Origin of the sequence: Brasilonema sp. UFV-L1 (assembly GCF_012912105.1) — a bacterium.
Lineage (GTDB): Bacteria > Cyanobacteriota > Cyanobacteriia > Cyanobacteriales > Nostocaceae > Brasilonema.
In genome coordinates this window covers 55,980-79,369 of record NZ_QMEA01000010.1, presented here as the reverse complement: position 1 = coordinate 79,369, position 23,390 = coordinate 55,980, and the positions used below count along the sequence as shown (strand labels likewise).

Annotated in this window: 14 protein-coding genes and 2 pseudogenes; 9 read left to right on the top strand and 7 right to left on the bottom strand. The window is 41.1% G+C overall.

The annotated features are described in order from the left end of the window. Positions 1–522: 522 nt before the first annotated feature. The 3 genes from DP117_RS05430 to DP117_RS05420 all read left to right on the top strand — a co-directional run bounded on the left by DP117_RS05430 (position 523) and on the right by DP117_RS05420 (position 3,653). Complete coding sequence (locus DP117_RS05430) at positions 523–1,767, top strand: MFS transporter (protein ID WP_169217309.1); 1,245 nt, start codon at positions 523–525, stop codon at positions 1,765–1,767. A 261-nt stretch (positions 1,768–2,028) separates the two neighbouring features. Beyond that, positions 2,029–2,850, top strand: a complete 822-nt coding sequence (locus tag DP117_RS05425) for a DUF3365 domain-containing protein (RefSeq protein ID WP_248277534.1) — start codon at positions 2,029–2,031, stop codon at positions 2,848–2,850. Positions 2,851–3,053: 203 nt separating this feature from the next. After that, on the top strand, positions 3,054–3,653 hold the full coding sequence (locus tag DP117_RS05420; RefSeq protein WP_169217307.1) for an MBL fold metallo-hydrolase: 600 nt from the start codon (positions 3,054–3,056) through the stop codon (positions 3,651–3,653). 79 nt (positions 3,654–3,732) lie between these two features. Here DP117_RS05420 and DP117_RS05415 read toward each other — a convergent pair whose 3' ends face one another. From DP117_RS05415 to DP117_RS05405, 3 genes are all read right to left on the bottom strand, one after another. Further along, on the bottom strand, positions 3,733–6,537 hold the full coding sequence (locus DP117_RS05415) for a CHAT domain-containing protein (protein ID WP_169217306.1): 2,805 nt from the start codon (positions 6,535–6,537) through the stop codon (positions 3,733–3,735). A 250-nt stretch (positions 6,538–6,787) separates the two neighbouring features. Then, entirely contained in the window at positions 6,788–9,451 is a 2,664-nt protein-coding gene (locus DP117_RS05410; protein ID WP_169217305.1) for a filamentous hemagglutinin N-terminal domain-containing protein, read from the bottom strand. A gap of 197 nt (positions 9,452–9,648) precedes the next feature. Further along, positions 9,649–9,864, bottom strand: a complete 216-nt coding sequence (locus DP117_RS05405) for a hypothetical protein (protein WP_169217304.1) — start codon at positions 9,862–9,864, stop codon at positions 9,649–9,651. Positions 9,865–9,893: 29 nt separating this feature from the next. On the opposite strand from DP117_RS05405, the gene DP117_RS05400 reads away from it, so the two are divergent. Both DP117_RS05400 and DP117_RS05395 read left to right on the top strand, forming a co-directional pair. Beyond that, entirely contained in the window at positions 9,894–10,148 is a 255-nt protein-coding gene (locus tag DP117_RS05400) for a XisI protein (protein WP_169217322.1), read from the top strand. Between the two features lie 98 nt (positions 10,149–10,246). Continuing rightward, positions 10,247–10,779 (top strand): annotated as a pseudogene (locus tag DP117_RS05395) (hypothetical protein). Between the two features lie 108 nt (positions 10,780–10,887). Here the strand turns inward: DP117_RS05395 and DP117_RS05390 are convergent. The 3 genes from DP117_RS05390 to DP117_RS05380 form a co-directional block, all read right to left on the bottom strand. Further along, on the bottom strand, positions 10,888–11,523 hold the full coding sequence (locus DP117_RS05390) for a hypothetical protein (protein WP_169217303.1): 636 nt from the start codon (positions 11,521–11,523) through the stop codon (positions 10,888–10,890). 28 nt (positions 11,524–11,551) lie between these two features. Beyond that, positions 11,552–12,385, bottom strand: a complete 834-nt coding sequence (locus tag DP117_RS05385; protein WP_248277537.1) for a hypothetical protein — start codon at positions 12,383–12,385, stop codon at positions 11,552–11,554. 73 nt (positions 12,386–12,458) lie between these two features. Continuing rightward, complete coding sequence (locus tag DP117_RS05380) at positions 12,459–14,561, bottom strand: S-layer homology domain-containing protein (protein ID WP_169217302.1); 2,103 nt, start codon at positions 14,559–14,561, stop codon at positions 12,459–12,461. Positions 14,562–14,883: 322 nt separating this feature from the next. On the opposite strand from DP117_RS05380, the gene DP117_RS05375 reads away from it, so the two are divergent. From DP117_RS05375 to DP117_RS05360, 4 genes and pseudogenes are all read left to right on the top strand, one after another. Then, positions 14,884–15,900 carry an ABC transporter ATP-binding protein gene (locus tag DP117_RS05375; protein ID WP_169217301.1) on the top strand — a complete coding sequence of 339 codons (1,017 nt, stop codon included), beginning with the start codon at positions 14,884–14,886 and terminating at the stop codon, positions 15,898–15,900. After that, a complete protein-coding gene (locus tag DP117_RS05370; RefSeq protein ID WP_169217300.1) occupies positions 15,901–16,707 on the top strand; it encodes an ABC transporter permease in 807 nt (268 codons plus the stop codon). Positions 16,708–16,992: 285 nt separating this feature from the next. Then, positions 16,993–18,873, top strand: coding sequence for a DUF4350 domain-containing protein (locus DP117_RS05365; RefSeq protein WP_169217299.1), 1,881 nt, complete (start codon positions 16,993–16,995; stop codon positions 18,871–18,873). An 86-nt stretch (positions 18,874–18,959) separates the two neighbouring features. Continuing rightward, a pseudogene (locus tag DP117_RS05360) lies at positions 18,960–19,547 on the top strand (DUF4340 domain-containing protein); the annotation flags it as partial. Positions 19,548–20,548: 1,001 nt separating this feature from the next. On the opposite strand, the gene DP117_RS05355 reads toward DP117_RS05360, so the two are convergent. Beyond that, positions 20,549–22,762, bottom strand: a complete 2,214-nt coding sequence (locus DP117_RS05355; RefSeq protein ID WP_169217321.1) for a PAS domain-containing sensor histidine kinase — start codon at positions 22,760–22,762, stop codon at positions 20,549–20,551. Positions 22,763–23,390: the final 628 nt, after the last annotated feature.

The following is a 23,390-nucleotide window of genomic DNA, read 5'->3' as shown; positions in this document are numbered from 1 at the left end:
GCGGGCACGCTACGAAGAGCGCGTCCTATGTCCTATGCCCTGCGGGCACGCTGCGCTAACGGACACGCTAGCCCCGTTCGAGGGGCCGGAGCTAACGCTAATGCGGTTTATTTTTTCATTATTTTGCGTAAGTCCTGTACTTATATCTTGCACCAGCATCAAAAAGCGCGAGTTTCTTGAGAATGACGACACAAGCCTTACCTTAATTTCTCGCCTCAGTTACCCGGTTTTTTAGGTCTTGTTGAGAATGATGCGAGATGTCAGTTAACAAATATAGGACTCCTCCAAAGATTTTTGAAAACATACTGAGACTGAAAAGCCTGTTTTATAAGCGTTTTATCTGAAATCCTTTTCTCAAAATCAGACAGGATTTCTATACTTCACTTCACTGAATGCATAAGTTTTCTTTCCACCCCCTAGGAATAAATAGTTCCACTTAACAGACTTTCGTCAAAGATTTAGCCCCTTTGAGAAAATTCAAAATTCAAAAAATACTCATACAAATAAAGGAGTTTCGTCATCATGAAATCTAACCACAAAAGTGTAAACAACATCTATCAAGATAAAAATCTTTACATTACCATTGGTGTAACGCTGGTATCAGTTTTAGGGGTCATGACTCTAAACCCAATACTGCCAACTATAGGAAAATCTTTTAACCTTTCACCCCAGCAAATTGGACTGATCATGACAAGCTTTCTTGTACCTATTGCGATTGGGACGCCAATATTTGGGGTTTTAGCTGACCGTATTGGCAGAAAAAAAATACTTGTTCCTTCTTTGCTGCTATTCGCTCTAGGTGGAACTTTAAGCGCCTTTGCTCAAGATTTTCGTAGCCTTTTAGAGTGGCGATTTTTACAAGGTATTGGTGCTGCTAGTTTAGAGACTTTATCACTCACGATGATTGGTGACTTATACAGTGGAAAAATGCTAACGACTGCTATGGCACTTAGCGCCAGTATGATTGGTATTAGCGCAACAGTATATCCTCTAATTGGTGGTGGATTAGCACAATTAAACTGGCGATACACATTTGTTCTATCGCTTCTTGCCATCCCACTCGCAGTGTTAGTGTCCACAAAACTGAAGCTACCCAAAAAGCAAAGCAATGCTAGTCATTTCCATCTCAACACTTATCTAAAAGATACTTGGAGCAGCATCAATAATCGTCAAGTTATTGGGCTGATGTTTGCGGTACTTTCTTTGTTCATTTTAGAATTTGGAGCCTGCTTTATCTGCGTTCCACTTCTGGCAGCTAATTCTCTGGGTGCTTCTGGTGCTGTGATTGGCGTTCTCCTTGCCATCATGGAACTGTCTCTTGCCTTTTTCGCTTCTCAATTGGGATTGTTTACGCGTAAACTCTCAGAAACAACGCTCATCAAAGTTTGTTTTGTGACTAGTGCTTTGGCGCTATTGATGATTCCTGTTATTCATAACGTGTGGTTACTACTGCTCCCAATGATTCTATTTGGTGCGGCTCTTGGAATTGGACTGCCATCTATGCAAACTATGTTTGCACGACTTGCCCCAGAAAATAATCGCGCTGCATTCATGGCATTAAATGTCACACTACAATCTGTGGGAAGAGCAGTTGGTCCGGCTCTTGCAGGCATAGGTTTTGGTGTATTGGGAATCAAAGGTGTCTTTTATGCCAGTGCTGGTTTTGCCTTTATCACATTTGTCTTACTGAGTTTTTTTTCAGGGAAAGTCACACAAACAAGTAGTTACAAGGCACTACTCCCTGGTGAAGGACATTTATTACACTAAGCCTCGGTTGATTTGAAAGTTCAGAGTGGTAGGGTGTAAAAGGGTAAGAAAAATTTCATGTTATTCTACTACATCTGCTGTATGGACGTAACACTTTGCGTCCATACACCCTAAGTAAATACTGTTCATTTCAATTCATGGATTTCAATAATTATGCTGAGACAGTCTTCCTTAAATTTTAACAATTTCAACTTGGCCAAAAAGCTCACTATTTTACTGCTTATTATATTTATTGTCGGAATTACTTTTAGTGGTATAGCTTTGGCTAAAATCCTAAATTACAAAGCTCAAAATGAAATTAGTTCAAATGCGTGGTTGTTGTTTAGAACTATAAACTCTATCCGTTCTTACACAAATGAAGAAGTCAATCCTGAATTGGAAAAACGCTTAAAAAATGATGAATTTGCAGCACAAGCTATTCCGTCTTACTCATCACGAAGAATTTTTGAAAAGCTACGAAATGACAACGATGCTTATAAAAATTATTTCTATAAAGAGGCTATGCTGAATCCAACAAATCCTCGAGATAAAGCTGATAGCTATGAAACAACAGTTATACAAAACCTTCAGAAAGACAAGAATCTCAAAGAATTGTCAGGATACCGTTCTTTGGATGGAGAAAGATTCTATTACATTGCGCGTCCCTTAGCTATCACTGACCCTAGTTGCTTGAGATGTCACAGCACACCAGAAGCTGCTCCCAAGAACATGATTGAGAAATATGGAAAAGAAAATGGATTTGGGTGGAAGTTGAATGTTATTAATGGCGTTCAGATAGTTTCTATTCCTGCTAGTCAAGTTTTGCAGAAAGCTCAGCAATCGTTTGTTTTGGTGATGGGAATTGTAACTCTGATTTTTGCGATCGCCATATACATGGCTAACTTCTGGCTGAAGCGCTATGTTGTACGACCTATTAAACGTGTCGTCCGAGTTGCAGAAGCTGTCAGTACTGGTGAGATGGATGCAGAATTCGAGAAAGAGGCTAACGATGAAATCGGCAGTTTGGTCGAAGCCTTTACACGCATGAAAATAAGTTTAGTTATGGCAATCAAGAATTTTGAACGGTACCGTCGAGGAAATTAGTAAACTATTGTTTACTGAGTGCTAAATTTTCACAGTACTAACTCGTTCCTATGCTCTGCATAGGAATCTACTAGAGGCTGTGCCTCCTTTTCATGAAGTCGAGGCACAACCAAGTGAAACTTAATCTAAATATCATCAGACCTTAACTTTTTTTATGATAAATATACTCTATGTAGCGTTAAATTGACTAAACAAAATTTTCGATGAAATCTCTACATCGTTATGACTTATACGGATGGTCATCGTTTAATAAAGAACGCAATATAGATTTCAATAGTATTGCTTGGATTCGTCCAAACGGTAACATTCTGATTGACCCATTGTCTCTGTCATCCCACGACTACGAACACCTCAATTCCTTGGGTGGTGTTCGTTGGATTGTGATTACCAATTCAGATCACGTACGTGCTGCGAAGGAAATCGCACATGTGACAGGTGCTCAAATTGCAGCCCCGGCTGCTGAACAAAGTCATTTTCCTATTGAGTGCGACCGCTGGCTTTGTGATCACGAAGAATTAGTTCCAGGATTGCGAGCTATAGAACTACATGGTTCAAAGACACCAGGCGAGTTAGCACTGCTTTTGGAACAAACGACTCTGATTACAGGAGATTTGGTACGAGCACACAAAGCAGGGAGTTTAATGATATTACCTAATGACAAACTTTCCAATCGCGAACAAGCTGTTGCTTCAGTTCAACGATTAGCACAGTTGAGTGATATCGAGGCTGTACTAGTGGGTGATGGGTGGTCTGTTTTTCGTGATGGTGGTTTGGCGTTGAAAGAACTTGTCGCTACGCTTTGATAAATGCAGATGAGCAACATGATATTCTCCCCAACCTTAGCCGTTAGGCAGGTTGGGGAAGATAGTTAGGGAAAATATTTTATTGCCAATTTCCCACCAAAACAAACGGTGCCCAGTAATGGGGGTGTCTGTATTGCGGATTTGTCATCAGAGCTAGTTGTGCTTGACGCAGTGCTTCTGCTTTATTTAGTTTATTTAGCTTTGTTTGCTTGGCTTGCTCTAGCTGACGATAAAATTCACCCATGACTTGAGCAGTACTTTTATCTTCTACAGCCCACAGTGTCGCTAGTGTACTGCGAGCTCCAGCTCGCACCGCGACTCCAGCTAGTCCTAAAGCAGCTCGATTGTCTCCACTCGCTGTCTCGCAACCACTGAGAACCAATAACTCGATTGGTTTACCCTGGTACTGGGTGTTGTCTCGTAGTAAGTTACCCAACTGTTTAGCATCGATGCGTCTATCCCAAGCTAGGATAAAGGTATCCTCAGCTCTGGAGCTAAACTGACCATGAGTTGCTATGTGGATTATAGGAAGAACACGAGAAGCAACAGTCTGTTTTTTGATCTCGGTGCTCGTGAATTTATCGTTGAGGAACTCTCGAGCTGAGACTCCCAATTTCTCGATTTGTTCGAGTTCAAGTTCTACGTTACGTAATGGTCTAAAACCTTCATGTGGGGAAAAGTTCTCACGGATTGTGCTGAGTCCTGCTGTTATGGCTCTCAAACCAACCTCTGCTATCGGTTTTGGGTTAACCAGCTGCAAACCGGGTGTTAAAGCAACGGCATACTTTTCTAGTAGATACTGTTTACCATCGTGAAGAATACCCATTGGGATATTCCGCAAGTCTCCATCCAGTACAAAAGCCAAAGTCTTGGGTTTACTGTTTGCCAACTCTGTTTCTAGTGGTTGAATCAGCCAACTATATAATTTTTGATATGTAGGCAAAAGATTCTGGACTGAACTATCAGGACCGATTAGAGAACGCCGCACATCTGTTACTGTTTTCTCAAGTTCTTCCCGAGGAATAACAGTTGTATGAAGGCTTAGAGGTCGATTTGGTAGGCTAAGAAGAACCTCTAACCGATCTGGCAAAGCAATTGTGTATATAACTGCTGCTGCTTGATCTATTTCATCAATCTGTTTAGGATTTGCTTCTACACAAGCTTCTCGGAAAAAGTTATTGAGTTCAGCTAATTGCAAAGATTCTATCACGTTACGAGCTTGAGCGATGTGTTGCTGACTTTGCTCATTTTTTCCGGCTTTCTTTAAAGAATCTGCGTATTCTAAGTCTAACTCCACTAACTCTCGATAAACTGGTTCAACATCATCCCGAAAAGAAAACTGTACTTCTGGGTTGATTGTCACTAATTCGCTGCGTAATGACTGAAGAGCATTATAAGATTTGGTGTAAGCGGCGATCGCATCAGCAATATCTCCTTGAGCGTTGCGTATCCGTCCCAACTGCCAGAAAAGCTGGTAAGCTATATCTGGTGTTGAAAAACTTGAAGCCATACCCAGAGCTTGTTTTGTCAATTCTTCTGCTTGGGATAAGTTTTGTGTCGCTCCTGTTAATTCATACAGTCCGCCACGATTTCCCAAAGCATAAGCCTCAGCTCTTGTATCTCCCAAACTTTTGGCTTGTTCTGCAGCTTTAACCAATATCCTATCAATTTCACTAAAAGTTGGAAGTTTAGAATTAGCTTTGAGTGTGAAATTTTCTTGTTTAGCTAATGTGACTAAACTCTCAGCAAAATTGATTTGGAAATAAACTCCTGTGCGACTAGGAGACAAGTTACTGAGTTGAGAATTGAGCGTTTTCCATAATTCTTCCGCTTCTGACAAGTTTTGGAGTTTTAGCAACAAGCTGAATTGATTTAACTGTGCTTGCTGTCGCATCGTTGGTGATGAGGACAGCTTGATGACCTCATTATAAGAATCTAATGCCTTTTGTTGATAATCTTCTCGTATGCGGCGAACATTTTCTCCTTCAGCTAAATCACGTGCCGTATTGCCCATACTCAGATAAACAGCAGCTTGCTCTTGGGGAAGGTTCAATTTTTGAACCAGCTTTAAACTTGTTTTCAAAATGAGTTCAGATTGCTCAAGCTGACCCCCAAATCGCAGGATTTCTGCTAAGCTTCTTAAACTGACGACTCTGCGTAGAGAAGGAGCTTGAAGTGAAATCAATCCGAGTTTTTTTGTGAATTCATCTCGTGTTAATTGATTTAATTCTTGGCAGCTTCTTACCCCCATTTCTTGATTTAAAACTTCCAATAAAGTACTACAAGCACGGGGATAAAGACCCAAATCTTGCATTGCTTGAGCCTGATTAATCTTGCTCTGTGCTAATTTTTCCTGGTCATTCGTTTGGCTGTAGATTTTCGTTGCTTGTTGCCAAGTTTTGAGAGCATCTGCAGTTTGACCTAATTCTCTTTGCAAATATCCTTGAATATCGAAACTTTGAGCCAGAATTTTTAATTCATCCTTTGCTTGTGATGGTGTTTTCAAAAGCGCCAAGCTATCTTCAATTGCTTTTTTTGCTTTATCCCACTGTCCTATTTGTTGATAAGTCAAAGAAAGGTTGCTCAACGCCATCGCCTGGTTCGACTTATCTCCTTGAGCTGCAAAAACATCCGCTGTTTGTTTCCAAACCGCCGCTGCTTCCTCAAATCTTCCACTCTGATAAAGTTTGACAGCCTTATTCGTGAGCTGTTGTGCATCGTATGGAGATTGGACAACAGAGGTTTGTGGAGCAACTTTGGCAGCAACAACAGGTGAAACTCCTGAGAGGATAAATAATAAGGCTGCCAGAAAGAGCGATCGCCTCTTATATACTTTTTTGAAGAAATTCTGTATTTTCTTAAGTAAAGGTTTTTTTATTATCATATATTTACCATTTTGTCAAGATTTTTATGCTTGTGATTAGTTTGCAGACCCAGTGTGGTAAACTGTTCCACATAACTTGCATTATCTGGGCGAACAAGATGTTCACCCTAAAAGAATTTGAAAAAATTTAAATATGCATGATTAAAACAGTGAACAGTACACAGTACACAGTACACAGTACACAGTACACAGTGAACACTACACAGTACACACTGATAACTGATAACTGATAACTGATAACTGGTAACTGTTAACGCACACCACAACTAGCAGGTGTTAGCTGTTCCCGTTGTGGACCAGTTTTAGTGGGGTCATAAGCGACCAGTGTGACTTCACCTTTTTCATTGAATATCCAACCTTGAGCAGGTACTATGGGTTTGTCACCTGAATTGGTAGATGGTTGATGACTCGTATGATTTGTTGCACTGTTTTTGCTAGCAACAGGCTTGACTAAATCAACACGCACATTGTCACTGCTGAAAAATTTACTCGGATCAGTTGGAAAACCGCCACGTCCAGTGATGATAAATTCCCCACCTCCTCGTAGACAGGGATTTTGAGCAATTTGCTCTGCAGGGTCGATGACAGTTTCTGGTAATTCAAATAGCCCACGGCTAGGGTCAATATTTGGAGTGTAAATATTTACTGTACCTTGTAAGCCAAATTGAGAGCTTGCATCAATGTCATTAGTTGTGTTTCTAGGAATTGCTCGACCTTGAGCCATTCCAAAAATACTTTGAGCGGTGATTTGAATATTACCTCCCTGACCAGCAGAAGCACTGGCAATAATGTCGTTATTGTCTCCAGGGAAAGCGACGATCACACCATCAGGAGCATTAATGGTGATATTACCGCCATTAGCATTGTTACTAGCTTTGGCAGAAATTAAGTTGTCGCGTCCTCTAAAAATTAAATCCTGCACTTGCAAAAAGATATTACCGCCTTGGGATTGGCTCAAAGTTTCTGTTTCCGCCTGTAATCTTGCCCCATTGGATACACGTAAAGTACCAGTCGTAATATTAATATCACCACCTACTCCCTGAGCGTTTTTCTCAATAGTTGCCCGCAAGGTCGTTTCTGTAATCTCATTTCGGCGACGATTGGGCTGGGAAAATTCAGTTTTTCCTGATATTTCAACAAAATCTGGGGCAATAATCACAATATCGCCAGGGTTAGCGCCATTATTAGATTTTGTTGTTACAAACGACTTGTCAGTTATTGAAACAGACCGTCCAATTATCTGAATATCACCAGCATCACCTATTCCAGGGTTTGGAGGGCGGTTGGAGAATCCGACTTCAGTGGAAAGAAAGCTCTTTTGCAAAGACACAGGACCGTCAGATTTTAGGGTAATATTTCCAGAGTTGCCACGGTTAAAGCTGACGGCATTAATTTCGCTATTATCTGCTAAAGAGACAGACTTCTTGCCTATGAGTGAAACGTTACCTGCTCCTCTGTCTTGACTAAAGCTGGTGCTGACAATGTAAGCGTTGGATAAAGATATCGAACCATTGGCTTGCAAAGATATGTCACCACCGCCTTTTCCGCCACCAGCATTGTAAGTAGAAATCACCTTATTGTCCTGCTTAGGGTCTGTACCCAACCCAATTAAAGAAATTGAGCTACTAGTAGTCAGTGAGATATTTCCGCTGCGTCCTCTACCAACACCAACTCCGTCTCTTTCATAATTACTAGCATCCAGTGCAGGTTTATCTTCTGCAGTAGTTATTACCTGCCCTTTCTCATCTTTCACTATGTAAGCTGGGTTCGTGATATTGATATCACCAGCCTGAATATTGATATCACCTGCATCGCCATTTCCCGAAGTGCGGGTGCGAAGTATTCCGCCATTGATATCCACTGTTGTCGCTTTGACATTAATGTCACCAGCGTTACCTGTTCCCCCTCTCTGGACAACATTATCAACTCGGCTATTCTCATTAACTTTCAGCGTTCCTGTGAGATTGAGATTCACGTCACCTGATTGTTGACTATCTGCCGTGAACCCTTGCCCGATGCCAGCAGAAATGATACTCTGTCCGGAAAGATTTAAATTACGGGCGGTAACTGCTACACTGCCTGCACCTCTGTTAGTCACATCCACCTTGGCTGCATTGCCCAGCGAGACATCCGCCTTCTGTAGATTATCCGGATAATTTAAATTAAAGTTATCACTATTACCTACAAGTCCGACTGTTCCTGCTCCTGCGACTCCTGCCAACTCGATACGACCATTGGGAGCTTGCAAAGAACCACCACTCAAACTTACGTTACCACCTACCAGCGTCAAAGATTTTCCTTCAGCAACAGCAAGACTAGCAGATTGATTGGTAATGCTTTGCGGATTCTCCCCATACCTCAGTCCAATCGGAAGATTTATAGTTAACAGTGGCGGTGCTTGTGGGTTAGTAGCGCTAAACTCAAAGCCATTGTCAAATATAAAACTATTCGCCGTACTCCCGAAAAACGAACCACCAATATTTAAGCTGGCATTTGGTCCAAAAAGAATTCCCGCTGGATTGAGTAAAAACAGATTTGCTCCGCCATTGGCTTTTATCAAACCATCAATTGTAGAAATAGAACCACCCGTGACTCGACTGATAATATTTTGTATATTAGCTGCATTGTTGAAGTTAGCCGAACCACCCGTGGGAACAGAAAATTCTTTGAAGCTGTGAAACAAGTTTGTTCCCCGAATGGTACCATCGTTGATGGTGAAATTTTTTCCATCAGGAGTGGTAACGGTGGTGGATACAGTTCCATCAGCAGAAACTTGCGCAACTGCGGTGGACAGAGGTGCAAGAGTGCTTATGGTGCAGATAGGTAAAGTGAATAAGAGCGAATGCGCTTTGTACACGCTACGCCACGCTCCTAAATAGAGCTGCTCAGGTGGCGATCGCCTAAATTTTTTCATCTTCACTTAGTTTGTTATAAATAATTTTTGACACAGACCATCATCAGTAGGATTTACGCACACGCTACTTTAAGAGAGCGAGTTGCAATGACTTCTCTTGGGTTGCTGCGGACTATAGTTACGTCGTTCGCGCGTAAGTCCTGATTCTAGTATTTTTACCTCAAGGAGAAGAATTTGTTCCCCTTGCGTAATAATTTTTATCTCTGTGATGCACAACTACTAGAAGGTGTTTGCTGCTCACGTTGTGGACCAGTTTTAGTGGGGTCATAAGCTACTAGCGTAACTTCACCTTTTTCATTAAATATCCAACCTTGAGCAGGAACTATAGGTTTGTCAGTTGGATTGGTAGATGGCTGATTGTGAGTGGTACTTACTAGATTAACCTTACTAACGACAGGTTTGACCAAATCCACACGCACATCCTAATATCTAGTTAAAGCAGATTAAAAGTCTATCTATTTGTGACAGAGAATCTGATAATTATTTATTGATGGATACAGGTTGGGATAAAACGGGTAGGGTTCATGCTGTGGCATTGCATCTGCGGATTGTGGAGGGTCAGGTGTGGATTGAATGGGATGGAACGGAAAGGGGTATAACTGAGAATTTACTGGATTTAGGAGTAGCTAAAGAAGATATAGTATTAGGTTTTATTCGTCCTGAGCAGCGTCAATTTACTGATTTTTCTGCGGTTTAATTTTTTAACTACGACCTGAAAACTATAGCAATCCTAAATGATTCGTGAGAAAATACTCAAATAGCTAGTGTGACCAAGTACAAGGTGTAGTGATGTGGATGCAATCACTATCTGAGTTCATAGAAAACAGCCAAGACAAGCGGGAAGTTCAACGGGCGATTGCGCAAAGCGCAGACGCCGAAGGCGTATCGCCATCAAAATGGTACTCGAAGGATATAAACACAAAGCCATTCAGTCAATACTGGGGGTTTCCTCAGGATTTATCAGTAAGTGGAAAAAAGCATTTTTTAAACAAGGAGTAGAGGGTTTAAAGCTAGCGTATAAAGGAAGCCAAGAATTTCTGAATTGGGACGGTGCAAGCTATCACAAAGCACAGCAGGTTAGGGATTATCTCGACTCGGTAAATCATGAACTTGAACCAAATGAATGGTTAATCACTTGCGAACTGTTTGCTCCAAATGCCCCACAGCAGAATCCGGTGGAGGATATTTGGTTGCAAGCAAAAAGAATGATTCGAGAGTTTTATTTTTTGTGTCGTTCATTCTCTGTCGTCAAGCGGTTATTTGAGTTGTGCATACATCGTCAAATATTTGACTTTCCTAAACTGCACGAATATGGTGTTTTCTCATGACTCCTGCACGGATTGCTATATGATTTGTGCTGTTAATCCTGCGGCGGCATATTCTTAAAAATCAACGTATCTGCCTTGAATCAGCTTTTGTTGCTTTCAAAGCTAATATTAAGTTGCAGTTAAATAGGGCGTTTTTACGATAATACCTATAAGAATCCGTAGCAATTCCTCTAATTCTTCGGGAACACGATAAAGCTTAAGGTCTTGCGAAATTCGTTTTTCTTGACGGTGAAATATTCCAAAACGCCAATCCTCACCAGTAGTGACCGCTCCATATAAAACAGTAGCATTTGATTGAGTCCATTGGTCAAGAGCAATTAATTCCACTGCTAGTTGCGTAAATCCCCGACTCAAATCAGATTGTTTAGCTTCAACAACAAGCATTCCATTATAACTGTTTATGTAGTAATCAAAACTCCCTTTTAGCTGTTCACTAACGTTGATAGGATACTCGATATTCAATTGAGTTTGAGTTTCGGCACAAATTTCTATGAGCGTAGGAGCAATTAATGTCTCTCGTCTTGCTGTTTCGCTTATTGGGTTAACGAAGGTTAAATTTCTTTCTAAATAGCGGCTTAAAAAATCTAGACATTTAATACTTTGCTCATACCTTGGTAAATCTAATCGCTTGCGTTCATAAGTACAATCAAATTCTGCGAGAATATCTGCTGGTGTATAAGATAATTCAAAATATTTGCTAAACGTATAGTTAATACCAGGTTGAAGAATACGTGGACGATTCATAAAATTTTAAACATATGTAGAAGTGTTACTAATAGCTATTATCCATTTCTATTTCTTCTGACACAGAACTATGTGGACTTCCAGGAAGGAATTTCCTAGAAGTGTAGAGCTTTTCATTAGAAATTGCTTTGAGTTTTGATGTAAATGACTCTGAACTTGCGCTTGTTTCTGGAGTAAATTGCTCAATTGGGGGATTATTGGTAGCCATTGTGAGAAAATCATCGTTATCCTTTTGGTTTGGATATTGAGGGCTAGGAGTTCCCATAGAGAAGTTTTTCGCCTCCGGAGGTTCTCGTCGTAAGGGTGGCTGTGGGTTGTTAGGAGTTTTTGGGGCGGTGGCTTCTGCTGCTTTAAACTTAGGAGAATTCCCTGGAGTGTGCAAACTACCGTTCCGGTGAGATGGCTGGTGTTGAGGTTGGAGAGAAATGGAGTGATGGGGTGAGTTCGGTGTATCCTCCTCTTCCCATATGTGTTTGCCTTCATCTGGTGTTGTCTCTACAGAAGATGAAGAAACTGTGGGAAGTGCAGTTAGGCTTTGTGGAAATTTGCTGCAAATCAAGCGTTCAAATTCCATATTAAAATGAAAAATGGCTTGTCCACGTCGTTGCCAACACGTTAAAATTTGTTGCACAGAAATAGCTTTGTAGCGACCTTGGTAGAGTGCTTCAATGACAGCCAAGTGTAACCAGTTGCCTGGATATTGCTTTTGCCAAAGGTTAACTAGCTCACTGGCACTATAGCCACCGAGGTCAAAACTATAATGAGTTAGTAGGGCGATCGCCAAATCAGCAGAGGTGTCCAAGTTTGATGTGAACATCTGGCTCTGTGCTTCAGGCAAGGACACATCTTGCTCCCATCCCATACAGCTTATCTTATTTTTATCTATAGTTTTTTTGCTAAGTGCTTCCAAGTATAGAGGGGAAGTGCTTGTCATTTTACTTTTCAAATGAGGAATGGGAAAAGATATAGGGTGAACTAATAGTAGGAGTTTGCCTAAGTGCCACCAATGCCTGATAAACCATAGCAGCTGCTTCCCCTCGTGTCGCCTCTCGATGGAGATGGAGTTGTTTAGGATCTGGATAATTCACGATAATTTTGTTTTGGGTGGCGCTAGCAACTGCAGTACGGGCATAGTTTGGGATTGTGTTGCGATCGCAACAGCCGAGTAAAGTCTCATTATCAGCTGCTTTGAGGGCAAGTCCATTCACCAGAGAGACAATCACCTGTAACCGCAGGACATTTTGCCCTGGGCGGAAGCTACCATCGCGAAACCCACCAACAAAGCCGCCCTGTGCTGCAATTTTGATGGCGTTATAAGCCCAAAAATCCCTTGGTACGTCTGTAAAATCAGGTGCGGCGTGTTTGGGAGTTGGGTTGAAGCAAACCGCAACTAAAGCCGCATACTGGGCACGAGTGATTGGTTGATCTAGCTCAAATGTCTCATGAGCAAAACCGTGAGTCAAACCCATACTCACCAATGCCTGGATAAATGGTTCTGCCCAGTGTGTCACAAAGTTAGTGTAGCAGGGAATCTCGACATTAGGATTAACAATATAAGCACAAGTGATTGGCTTGGCTTTCCCACTCATCACTAATGCCTGATGGATGAAAGCTGCTACCTCAGCACGAGTGATGTCTCTGAGTGGTTCTAATTGTTCAATTTCGGGATAGTTCACTACGAGTAACTTCTGAGTTGCAACTGCAACAGCATTGATGGCTGAACTGGGAATTTGGGCGCGATCGCGAAAAACATTTAAAATATGTGGATTGCCTCCACTCAGCTTTAGTCCATTCACCAGAGAAACTATTGCCTGAATCCTTGTTAAATTTTGCATTGGTTGAAATGTGCCATCCGGAAATGCACTGAGAAACTCCATACTAGCAGCGCGTTCAATAGCTGATTTTGCCCAGAAACCTGGTTTCACATCCGTGAATTTACGAGTACGGTTGCTAGGAGGTAACTGAAAGCTCTTAGCAATCACATCGGCATACTGAGCGCGAGTGATCGGGGCTTCTGGTCGAAAAGTGCCATCAGAAAAGCCACTCATCAGATTTCTGTTATGTAAAACTTCCACAAAAGCCGCTGCCCAATGCCCAACAATATCAGAAAAAGTTGTGTTAACTAATACTTTTTTGGAAGTATTCTCTGTTGCAGCAATCAACTCTATCATTCCCTTGACCTGGGCAGGATTCAACTGGTTTCCTACAGAAATCAACTGAACAGAGGTGGTATTTTGGATATCAAACTGCCCATTATGACGAAAAATGTTACCAGCAGGCTCTTGAAGATTACCGAGGTCAGGAACCGCATGACCGTTAATTAATAACCCACCTTGAATACTGTTTTCGATCAGATTATTTCGCAGGATAGGACGGGCATTCCGCGAAATTGCGATCGCATTTCTGTTGAACAAAAACGTATTATTTGCTACTCTTGGAATAGCATAATCACTGATAGCTATTCCCAAAGCATTTTTTTGGAAAACATTCTCTAGCACCTCTGGTTTGCAATTCCCTGCCATAACCAACCCACCAATACCATTTTGCACAAATACATTGTCCTCAATGAGTGGTTTAGCAGTACCGCTGACAAACACAGCTTCCCGACCACATTTGATAAAAGTATTATTAGCCAAAGTTGGGGAAGTGGATTCAATCCAGACACCAGTGCCTTTTTGTGTAGAATTTACAAGAGTGACACCCATCAGTTGAGCATCATTGAGTAATACAACCGTAATATTTTGTGTACCAAAACTTTTGCTGTTGTACAAACCACTTCCCGAAATCACAATACCTTGACCTTTGGTGGCTTCGTGACCTACAACAATCACACCCACTGAAATCACTAGTGGAAAGATTTCACCACTCGCAGTACTGTAAGTTCCAGGAGCAAGCTGAATCATTTTGGGTGTTGTGGTAACCTTAAGAGCACGGGTGATGGTTTTATAAGGATTTAACCGTGTCCCAGCATTGGCATCATGACCAATCGCAGGGTTGACATAAATAGTGAGTGTGGCAACGACAGTAGAGTTGACCATTTAGTTATTGGTAGACAAATTTGAATTATGACAATTTTAAATAACTCTACAACTGCCTTGACATAAGAACGACATTTAGGTCCAAGTACTGAGTGCTGATTCCTGAGTTGAAAACAACAGAACTACTTAGGACTATTAGGACTTGCGCACTATTTGCCATTAAACCGGGTTTGGTAAGTTCGTATTTGCTTGCAAAACAGACGATTTTTGGTTTGAACTAAGTTTCTTTGCGTACGTCCTGACTTATAGTACTCAACACTCACCAATTGTTTTGTTGCTTTATCATGGTTGATACATTATCGTTAGCACTTAGCTAAAGCGGATGATTTCAGTTGAGCACCTAAGTAAAATATATGGCTCTACTCCAGCAATTACTGATGTCTCGTTCAACGTAGAACCTGGAGAGATTTTGGGGTTTTTAGGACCAAATGGCGCTGGTAAAACGACAACTATGCGAATTTTAGCTGGTTATTTACCAGCGACAAGTGGAACAGCGAGGATTGCTAACTTCGATGTCCATGAAAATTCTCTGTTGGTGCGTCAACGCATTGGTTACCTACCAGAGACACCGCCGTTGTATCCAGAGATGACAGTCGAGGGATTTTTGTATTTTGTGGCGCGGATAAAGGGAGTCAGGGCAGGCGATCGCGCAACAAAAATAACCGCAGCAATAGAACGCTGCAATTTACAAGACAAACGTCACGTTATTATTCGCAAACTTTCCAAAGGATATCGTCAAAGAGTGGGCATCGCTCAAGCTATTGTCCATGATCCGCCAGCCATCATTTTGGATGAACCCACAGTCGGACTCGATCCCCGGCAAATCATTGAGGTGCGAAATTTAATTAAAAGCCTTGCAGGAACCCACACAATCATTATTTCCACTCACATTTTGCCAGAGGTGAGCATGACTTGTAGCCGTGTGGCAATCATCAATCGTGGCAAACTTGTCGCAACAGACACACCAGAAAATCTCTTAAATCAGTTGACAAAAGGCTCAGGATATGAAATAGAAATTGAAGGAGAAGCATCTCTTGCCAAACAAGTCCTGCAAAATCTACCAGGAGTGAATTTTGTCGAATCAGTTCCTGGGTTGGGAATACACAATCAGACTTCCTTGAAGGAAAATCGAACTCACCTGCGAGTGATATCACAACCAGGAACTGAACCAGGACAAGATATTGCAGCAGCGTTGATACGAACAGGATTCGGTTTACAAGAAATGCGACGCGTAAGCGCTACTCTGGAAGATGTATTTTTGCAACTGACAACAACAGAAGAAAAAAATTTGGAGACTCAGACAGAAATAGCAGAAGCCAAGGAAGGAGAAGTCGCTTAAATGGGTGTTGTACTGGGTAATATTATTGCCATTTATCGCCGAGAGTTACAAAGCTATTTTGTATCGCCTTTGGCATATGCAATTGCTGGTGTATTTTGGCTTTTATCTGGGTTATTCTTCGTGCTTATATTAATGGGACCAGAAGGTATCCTGCAAACAGTAGCTGCATATGATTTACAAGAACAACAATTTCCAGTTCCACCCATAGATGTTCCTTACGAATTTCTCAGGGCATTTTTGGACCGGATTGGGTGGCTGTTATTATTTATATTGCCAGTTCTTTCGATGGGACTTTATGCCGAAGAACGCAAACGCGGTACTTTGGAACTTTTAGCCACATCACCACTCACCAACTGGGCAGTCGCTGTCGGTAAATTATTAGGAGTTTTGACATTTTTCACAACAATGATAGTGCCTATCCTGGCATTAGAAACTGTTGCTTTGAGTGCGTCAAATCCACCAATTTCACCAGCTATTCCCTTACTAGGACATTTAGCACTCATCTTACTAGCAGCAGCAATTTTATCTTTAGGAATGTTCATTTCTTCTTTGACAGATAGTACAATTTTGTCTGCTTTTCTCACCTTCGCATTAATTATATTACTGTTTTTTGTTGATTTCATTGCCAAAAATATTGGTGGTTTTGTAGGAGAAACACTAGGGCATTTCTCATTGCTAAAACATTACAACAGCTTAGTACAAGGTATTTTCGATACGAGCAGTCTGATGTTATTTGCGAGTTACATCATTTTCGGCATTTTTCTCACAGCTCAATCAATTGATGCATTACGTTTTCAGCGTTCATAAATACTTATTGTCAGTGACTAAACTTCTTGCAGAAGTCTCTATGGATAAGCGAAAACCACAGACAAATACAGAGGATTTCTCTATATTTGTCTGTGGTTTGAAATGGCTGTCAACTACGATTTATGCAAGAAATTTAATGACCAGTAACAAAAGAAGAATGCCGAACCCGTAAGGGTGGTCAACAATAGCGTGGCGGTACACGCGCTCCCACTAATTGTCTTTAATTTTGAATTTTGAATTTTGAATTTTGAATTTGAGCGAAGCGAGTGACTCCTGACTAAAAAAATGAAGATAATCACGAAAAAGAAACCTGGAAAATTTTTGTTTTGGTTTGGTCCATTCCTCCTGACAATGGGCTTAACAATTGGATTGGTATCGGATAAGTGGGGACCAATCCCATTAGCATTGATAATTTTGGGAACTGTTATTATTGGGTGGTGGTTGATTTGGCAAAACAAGCAAAATAACTGGTGGGGACAACGTTCCACCCAAACTACTACTAATGCTTTGGTTGCAACTGTCTCAGTTTTGGTGATTTTAGGATTAATTAACTTTTTAGGAACTCGCTACCATGCACGAGTTGACTTCACAGAAACTAAGTTGTTTACCCTTGCTCCTCAGTCACGGAAGCTGGTACGCTCGTTACTAGTACCAACAAAGATATGGGTGTTTGATGTGAATCAAGATCCTGTAGATCGAGACTTGCTGGAAAATTATCGTCGGCAAAACTCAAAGTTTAATTTTGAGTACGTAGATCCACAAGCAAGACCAGGACTATCACGTAAGTTTGGTGTTAAAGATTATGGAGAAGTTTACCTGGAATCTGGTAACAAACGGCAATTAGTTCAGGTAGTTGGTCCGCAAGAGCGCCTCTCGGAAGTAAAATTAACAAATCGCTTACAACAAATCACCAGTTTGAACTCTGCTAAAGTATACTTCCTTCAAGGTCATGGTGAACATCAACTTTCTGCTGGTGAGGAAGGAGCAATATCTGAAGCAGTTAAGGCATTAAATGACAAAGGTTACACAACTTCTGCCTTAAATCTGGCAGAACAGTCTAGTGTCCCTCAAGATGCTACTGTTGTGGTAGTTGCAGGTCCAGTGCGATCGCTATTTGAAAGTGAAGTACAAGCACTGCAAGACTACCTAAATCGAGGTGGAAACTTACTGCTGATGATTGATCCCAATACAAATCCCAAACTCGAAAGCCTACTTGCACAGTGGGGCGTGAAGTTAGATAATCGTCTGGCAGTCGATATTTCTGGAAGCGTTGAACTTGGTCCAGCAGCACCTTTAGTGACACAATACGGAAAACACCCAATCACCAAAGATTTTGGCAATGGTATCTCTTTTTATCCGTTAGCACAACCAATTGACACAACTCCAATACCAGGTATTCAAGCGACTCCCTTGTTGCTTACCAAAGCATATCCTAATAGCTGGGCAGAAAGTGACCAGCAAAGCGAAAACTTGCAGTTTAATCCCGAAAGCGATCGCAAAGGTCCACTAACATTAGGCGTAGCGTTAACAAAAAAACTATCATCTCAAAAAGAAGCTAAATCTAACTCTATACCCACACCAACAACCGCCGCAACACCTCAAACCTCAGCTAGCCCAACTGCCAGCGTCAAGCCAACTCCGACACCAACAACCGCCGCAACACCTCAAACCTCAGCTAGCCCAACTGCCAGCGTCAAGCCAACTCCGACACCAACAACCGCCGCAACACCTCAAACCTCAGCTAGCCCAACTGCCAGTGCCAAGCCAACTCCGACACCAACAACCGCCGCAACACCTCAAACTTCAGCTAGCCCAACTCCCAGCGCCAAGCCGACTCCGACACCAACAACCGCCGCAACACCTCAAACTTCATCCCCCTTATCCGCCACCCCTTCCGCCGAGTCACGAATGGTTGTATTTGGAAATTCAGATTTTGCCATCAATGGGTTGTTTGATAAACAATTGAATGGAGACGTGTTCCTCAACTCAGTCACTTGGCTGACTCAGGAAGATCAACAACCTCTTTCAATTAGTCCAAAAGAAGCAAAAAACCGTCGCATTAATCTAACAGCAGCACAAGCGCTTCTTTTAGAGTTGTCATCTGTGCTAATTTTACCCGCGATAGGATTAATAGCAGCGGCTATTCTTTGGTGGACACGAAGGTAAGAACGAGTAGTTAGTCATTTATTTTTACAAACGACTAACGATTAACGACTAATGACTCATGACTAATGACTAATGACCAATGACCAATGAAATTACAGCGAACAACTTTAATTCTAATACTGCTAGCGCTTGGTTTAGGCGGTTTTGTTTACTTCCATGAAATTAAGGGTACACCTCAGCAACAGGAGATCAAGCAAAAGCAACAAATTTTCTCTTTTAAAGAGGATGATGTGCAGTCTTTGACAGTCAAAACTCAAACTCTGACTTTAAATCTAGAACGTAATGACAAGTCTAATGAACCCAAGTGGTTAATAAAATCTCCCGAAGTCGCCCCAGCAAGTAATGCCATTGTAGGTTATTTAATAAATTTGTTAGTAGAAGGAAAGAGTGAACGCATTGTATCCATCTCGGGTAACCAGCTTACAGAATTCGGTTTAGATCAGCCTCAAGCAACTATCGATGTCAAACTGAAAAATCAGAAAACACATCAGTTGATTTTGGGTAAACCCGACTTTAACCGTCGTTTCCTGTATGCTCAAACTGACCCTTCTGTAAAACAAAATGGAAATACTGGTGTGCTATTGGTATCTACAGATTTTGAAAATGCCGTTAATCGAGAACTGTCAGAGTGGAAACAACCCATAGATAATGTTAAAAAACCAACTCCTAATCCTGATAAACCCATAGATGATGTTAAAAAGCCAACTCCTAATCCTGATAAACCCATAGATGACGTTAAAAAGCCAACTCCCAATCCTGATAAACCCATAGATGATGTTAAAAAGCCAACTCCCAATCCTGATAAACCGAGTCCAGTAAACAGCAGATAGTAGCTTTTTAACTTGAGATGATGGTACTATCAGTTTCTAAAAACCTCAGTTATCATGACTACTACCTTTAGTTACATTTATCAGTAAATCGATGATTTCTTTATGCCTTTTATGGAATTTCAGTAATTCCAAGTAAGCGAAAGGAACAACTATTGGCCACAAAATAGTAGCAGTAACCAAAATGACAGTAGAAAATAAGCGCATCTCTGAATCCATGTCTTTATCTGCTAGAAAAAATACCAGCCATTCATTAAAGAGACAGTAAGCTATTACCAAATAAACTACAATTACTAAAGAAATCATAAGTATTTGTGCCATAGTATTATTACAGGGAACAAGTGTTCAAAAATATAACTAAACACATCCAGACAATTGACTCATGTTTGTCACACAAGCCTAATATATATACAAGATTTCTTGGCATTTCCCGAATAGATTTGTCCGATATTATACTGACTCGTTTTCATAAATGTCGTGAGTGAAAGTACGACTTAATTTCATTCTAAACAAAATAAAATAATGGATGATTTTTACTCTCTTTATTAGATGAAGACTTATAACAATTCTCTGCAACGACATGGCACTTTATTTATTCCTGAAGCTCTTTGACTCAAGAACTTGTCTCAAGTTAGATTTTGCACCTGGTAAAATAATAGTATTTCGCGAGATTCTTCCCTCCGGTCAGAATGACACATTAGAACGCAACTTGGTATCAGCAGTTCTGGAGGGCGTAGCGGGGTGTCCTTTGAGTTCTCTCCCTTATACCCTTTCACGAAAATCTTGATACATTTCACTCAAGAACTGCTTCCTCAGCAACCCAAGTGCTTGTCCAGTATGTTCTAACCTTATACTGAAACGGTATTAGAGGCTAGCTCGTTCTTTCTTGGTAAAGTAAACCAAAAAGTTGCCCCTCTTCCCAAATCACTCTTCACACCAATTTCCCCACCGTGTGCTGTGATAATTTGCCGACACAGATACAACCCCAATCCTAAACTTAAAGAATTGCGAACATTGTTACCTCGAAAGTAAAGGTCAAATAAATGCTCACTCTGTTGCTGACTCATACCAATACCATTATCAGCAACAATGCAACGCATCTTATCATCCTCAACGGTGACATCAACAGTAATACTCAATCCAGGAGGATTATGTTTCACAGCATTGACAATTAAGTTAGAATAGACTCGCCACAGTTGTGTGGGATCGGCGTTGACAAACGGTAAATCAGCTGAAACTAAATTTGTCAAAATAGCTTGATTTTCTTTGAGCATTGGCTCTAAATCTGCAACAGCAGCTTCTACCACCGTGTGTAACTGTATCGTTTGGCGTTGCAAAACGATACCTTGCACTTCGCTGACATGAGCTTCCATTAATGAGTTAATTAAATTTAGTTGGCGATCGCTACTTTGCACCATTCGCTCTAAAATCGACCGAGGAAGTAATATTTTTTCTTCTGGGCTAGACAGCAAATTCTTCAGCACCATCAAAGTTCCCAGCACAGGGTTGCGTAAATCATGGGAAACTGCATGGAAAAAGACTCGTAGTGCTTCCTCAGTGCGCTTGCGTTGGCTGATATCTAAAATCACTCCCACCAAACCACCAAGCGTTCCATCTGCCTTAGAAAAAGTTGCTTTATAGAATATTACATCATGCTGAGTGTTATCCTTATAAATGACAGAGCTTTCATAAATTTGAACTCCCCCTTGCTTTAGCAAATCTCTATCCGCTTGATGATATTTGTCAGCTAAATCTTTTGGTGCAATTTCATACACTGTCTTGCCGATAATCTGCTTTTTACTCAAACCTAAATCTTCTTCAAAAGCTTTGTTACAGCCAACATACACACCTTCAGTATTTTGATAAAAAACAGGAGTTGGTATTGTATTAATGAGTACTTTTAAAAAAATTAATTTTTCCTGTAGCGCTTCTTCTACTTGTTTGCGCTTGGTAATATCTTCAATGACTCCTTCATAGTAAAGAAGTTTTCCGCTTTCATCACGCACAGCGTATGCTTTCTCGGAAATCCAGACAATGCTACCGTCCTTGCGATATATCTGAGATTCAAATTCAGACACACTACCATACTCTTCAATTAAGCGCATGAACTCTGTGCGACGAGTGGGATCAACATACAGTTGATGTTCAATATCAGTGAAATTTGCCGTGACTTCTTCTGGAAAAGAATATCCATAAATACGTGCTAATGCAGGATTTGCTGTAATGTAACGTCCATCTGGTGTACTTTGGAAAATTCCTTCGACTGCATTTTCAAAAATACTGCGGTATTTTTCTTCTGTAGCCCCTAGTTTTTGATACGCGGCTTCTAGTTCTTTACGGGCAAAAAATTCAGAACGTTGCAGACGATCATACAAATAGACGCCAAGATCACAAATGAAGCAGAACCAAAACAGAGCTAAGCTCATCGTCACATTGTAAATGGGCTTGTCACCATCCGGTGGCGGTAGCTTTAGTCCGAGTGCTGTATTTATGCCAAAATAGTAAACTAGTACACCCAGTTGAGACACAAGATGCAAGGAAAAGCGTACTGGTATGAGTGTCGCTTGACTCAGAAACATCACGAACCAAGCGAAAATATCAGGTAGGGCGAAGTTGTTGAGTGTTGCCCAAATTTGCTCGACAATAGTGATCGACCAAGATAAGCCAAGAAACACAAATCCCGGATGACGACGACCAAATTGAGTTCTATGAACGGCTAAGCAGCTTAATAAACTGAGTACGATCGCACTATAAAGAACAAAAAAAAGGCGTTTGAGTTCCTTGGGAATTTCTGCTAACTCCTTGAGGTGAAATAGGGCATCATAAATGTCGCGGAAGGTAAAACTCAAGATTAAGATTAATGCAAGCCACAATGCTAGATGTAATCTCTGCCATAAAAAGCGATCGCGCCAAGCTTCGTAATCAGAAGAAATGGCATGATTAGGTCGAGAACTGGTAAGCAAAAAAGCTTTTTCCAAACACTTTTGCACTGTTCTCAATATACTCGCTGTTAGCCTCTGAGCAAACCTTCTCACAGCAAGGAAAGCTTTTGCCTTCTTCATCTTTGCCATCGCACCCTCATATTTAATTTGGACGGAGGATGATCTGTGTTCATCATCTCATGGGTTCCAAACAATTCAATCAGATATTTCTTAATATATATAAGATGCTGAACGCCTGCGATCTACAACGAACACTCCCTTAAGGCGTAACTAATACTTCTATCAGGTTTACTGGCGATTCTCCGGAGGCTTTAGCTTTTGCATATCACATTAAATTTTACCCATCACTGCGCCATATAGACCAAAAGAATCACACTGTCGCACAGAGCAACAGTGTGAAGATACACCAGGGCGATCGCCTGGGTGCAGAAAAAACTTAAAGCGTCGGTACAGTAATGCCAAAAATCCGGTTTCTTTAAATCGAACCAACGAGATATCAATTTTTTCAGGCGAAGAAACCGGGTTTTTTATCCTCGATTCTGATTAATGTACCGGTGCTCTAGCTAGCCAAGCATTTTATGGTATGAAACTTTACAGGCTTGATTCTAAAATGTCCGAATCATGTCGCTTCGTTGTCTGTGCAAAATACATTTTGACTGCCCTTTGGACATTTAAGAACAAGACGACCATCTGCGATCGTAGAGCAAAAAAAGTATAATCAATCACTAAATACTTGGCTTTTCATAAA

Coding starts and splice junctions, on each gene's coding strand:
- DP117_RS05430 (WP_169217309.1), top strand. CDS start 523: ATGAAATCTAACCACAAAAGTGTAAACAACATCTATCAAGATAAAAAT.
- DP117_RS05420 (WP_169217307.1), top strand. CDS start 3,054: ATGAAATCTCTACATCGTTATGACTTATACGGATGGTCATCGTTTAAT.
- DP117_RS05415 (WP_169217306.1), bottom strand. CDS start 6,537: ATGATAATAAAAAAACCTTTACTTAAGAAAATACAGAATTTCTTCAAA.
- DP117_RS05410 (WP_169217305.1), bottom strand. CDS start 9,451: ATGAAAAAATTTAGGCGATCGCCACCTGAGCAGCTCTATTTAGGAGCG.
- DP117_RS05390 (WP_169217303.1), bottom strand. CDS start 11,523: ATGAATCGTCCACGTATTCTTCAACCTGGTATTAACTATACGTTTAGC.
- DP117_RS05385 (WP_248277537.1), bottom strand. CDS start 12,385: ATGGGATGGGAGCAAGATGTGTCCTTGCCTGAAGCACAGAGCCAGATG.
- DP117_RS05380 (WP_169217302.1), bottom strand. CDS start 14,561: ATGGTCAACTCTACTGTCGTTGCCACACTCACTATTTATGTCAACCCT.
- DP117_RS05375 (WP_169217301.1), top strand. CDS start 14,884: ATGATTTCAGTTGAGCACCTAAGTAAAATATATGGCTCTACTCCAGCA.
- DP117_RS05370 (WP_169217300.1), top strand. CDS start 15,901: ATGGGTGTTGTACTGGGTAATATTATTGCCATTTATCGCCGAGAGTTA.
- DP117_RS05365 (WP_169217299.1), top strand. CDS start 16,993: ATGAAGATAATCACGAAAAAGAAACCTGGAAAATTTTTGTTTTGGTTT.
- DP117_RS05355 (WP_169217321.1), bottom strand. CDS start 22,762: ATGAAGAAGGCAAAAGCTTTCCTTGCTGTGAGAAGGTTTGCTCAGAGG.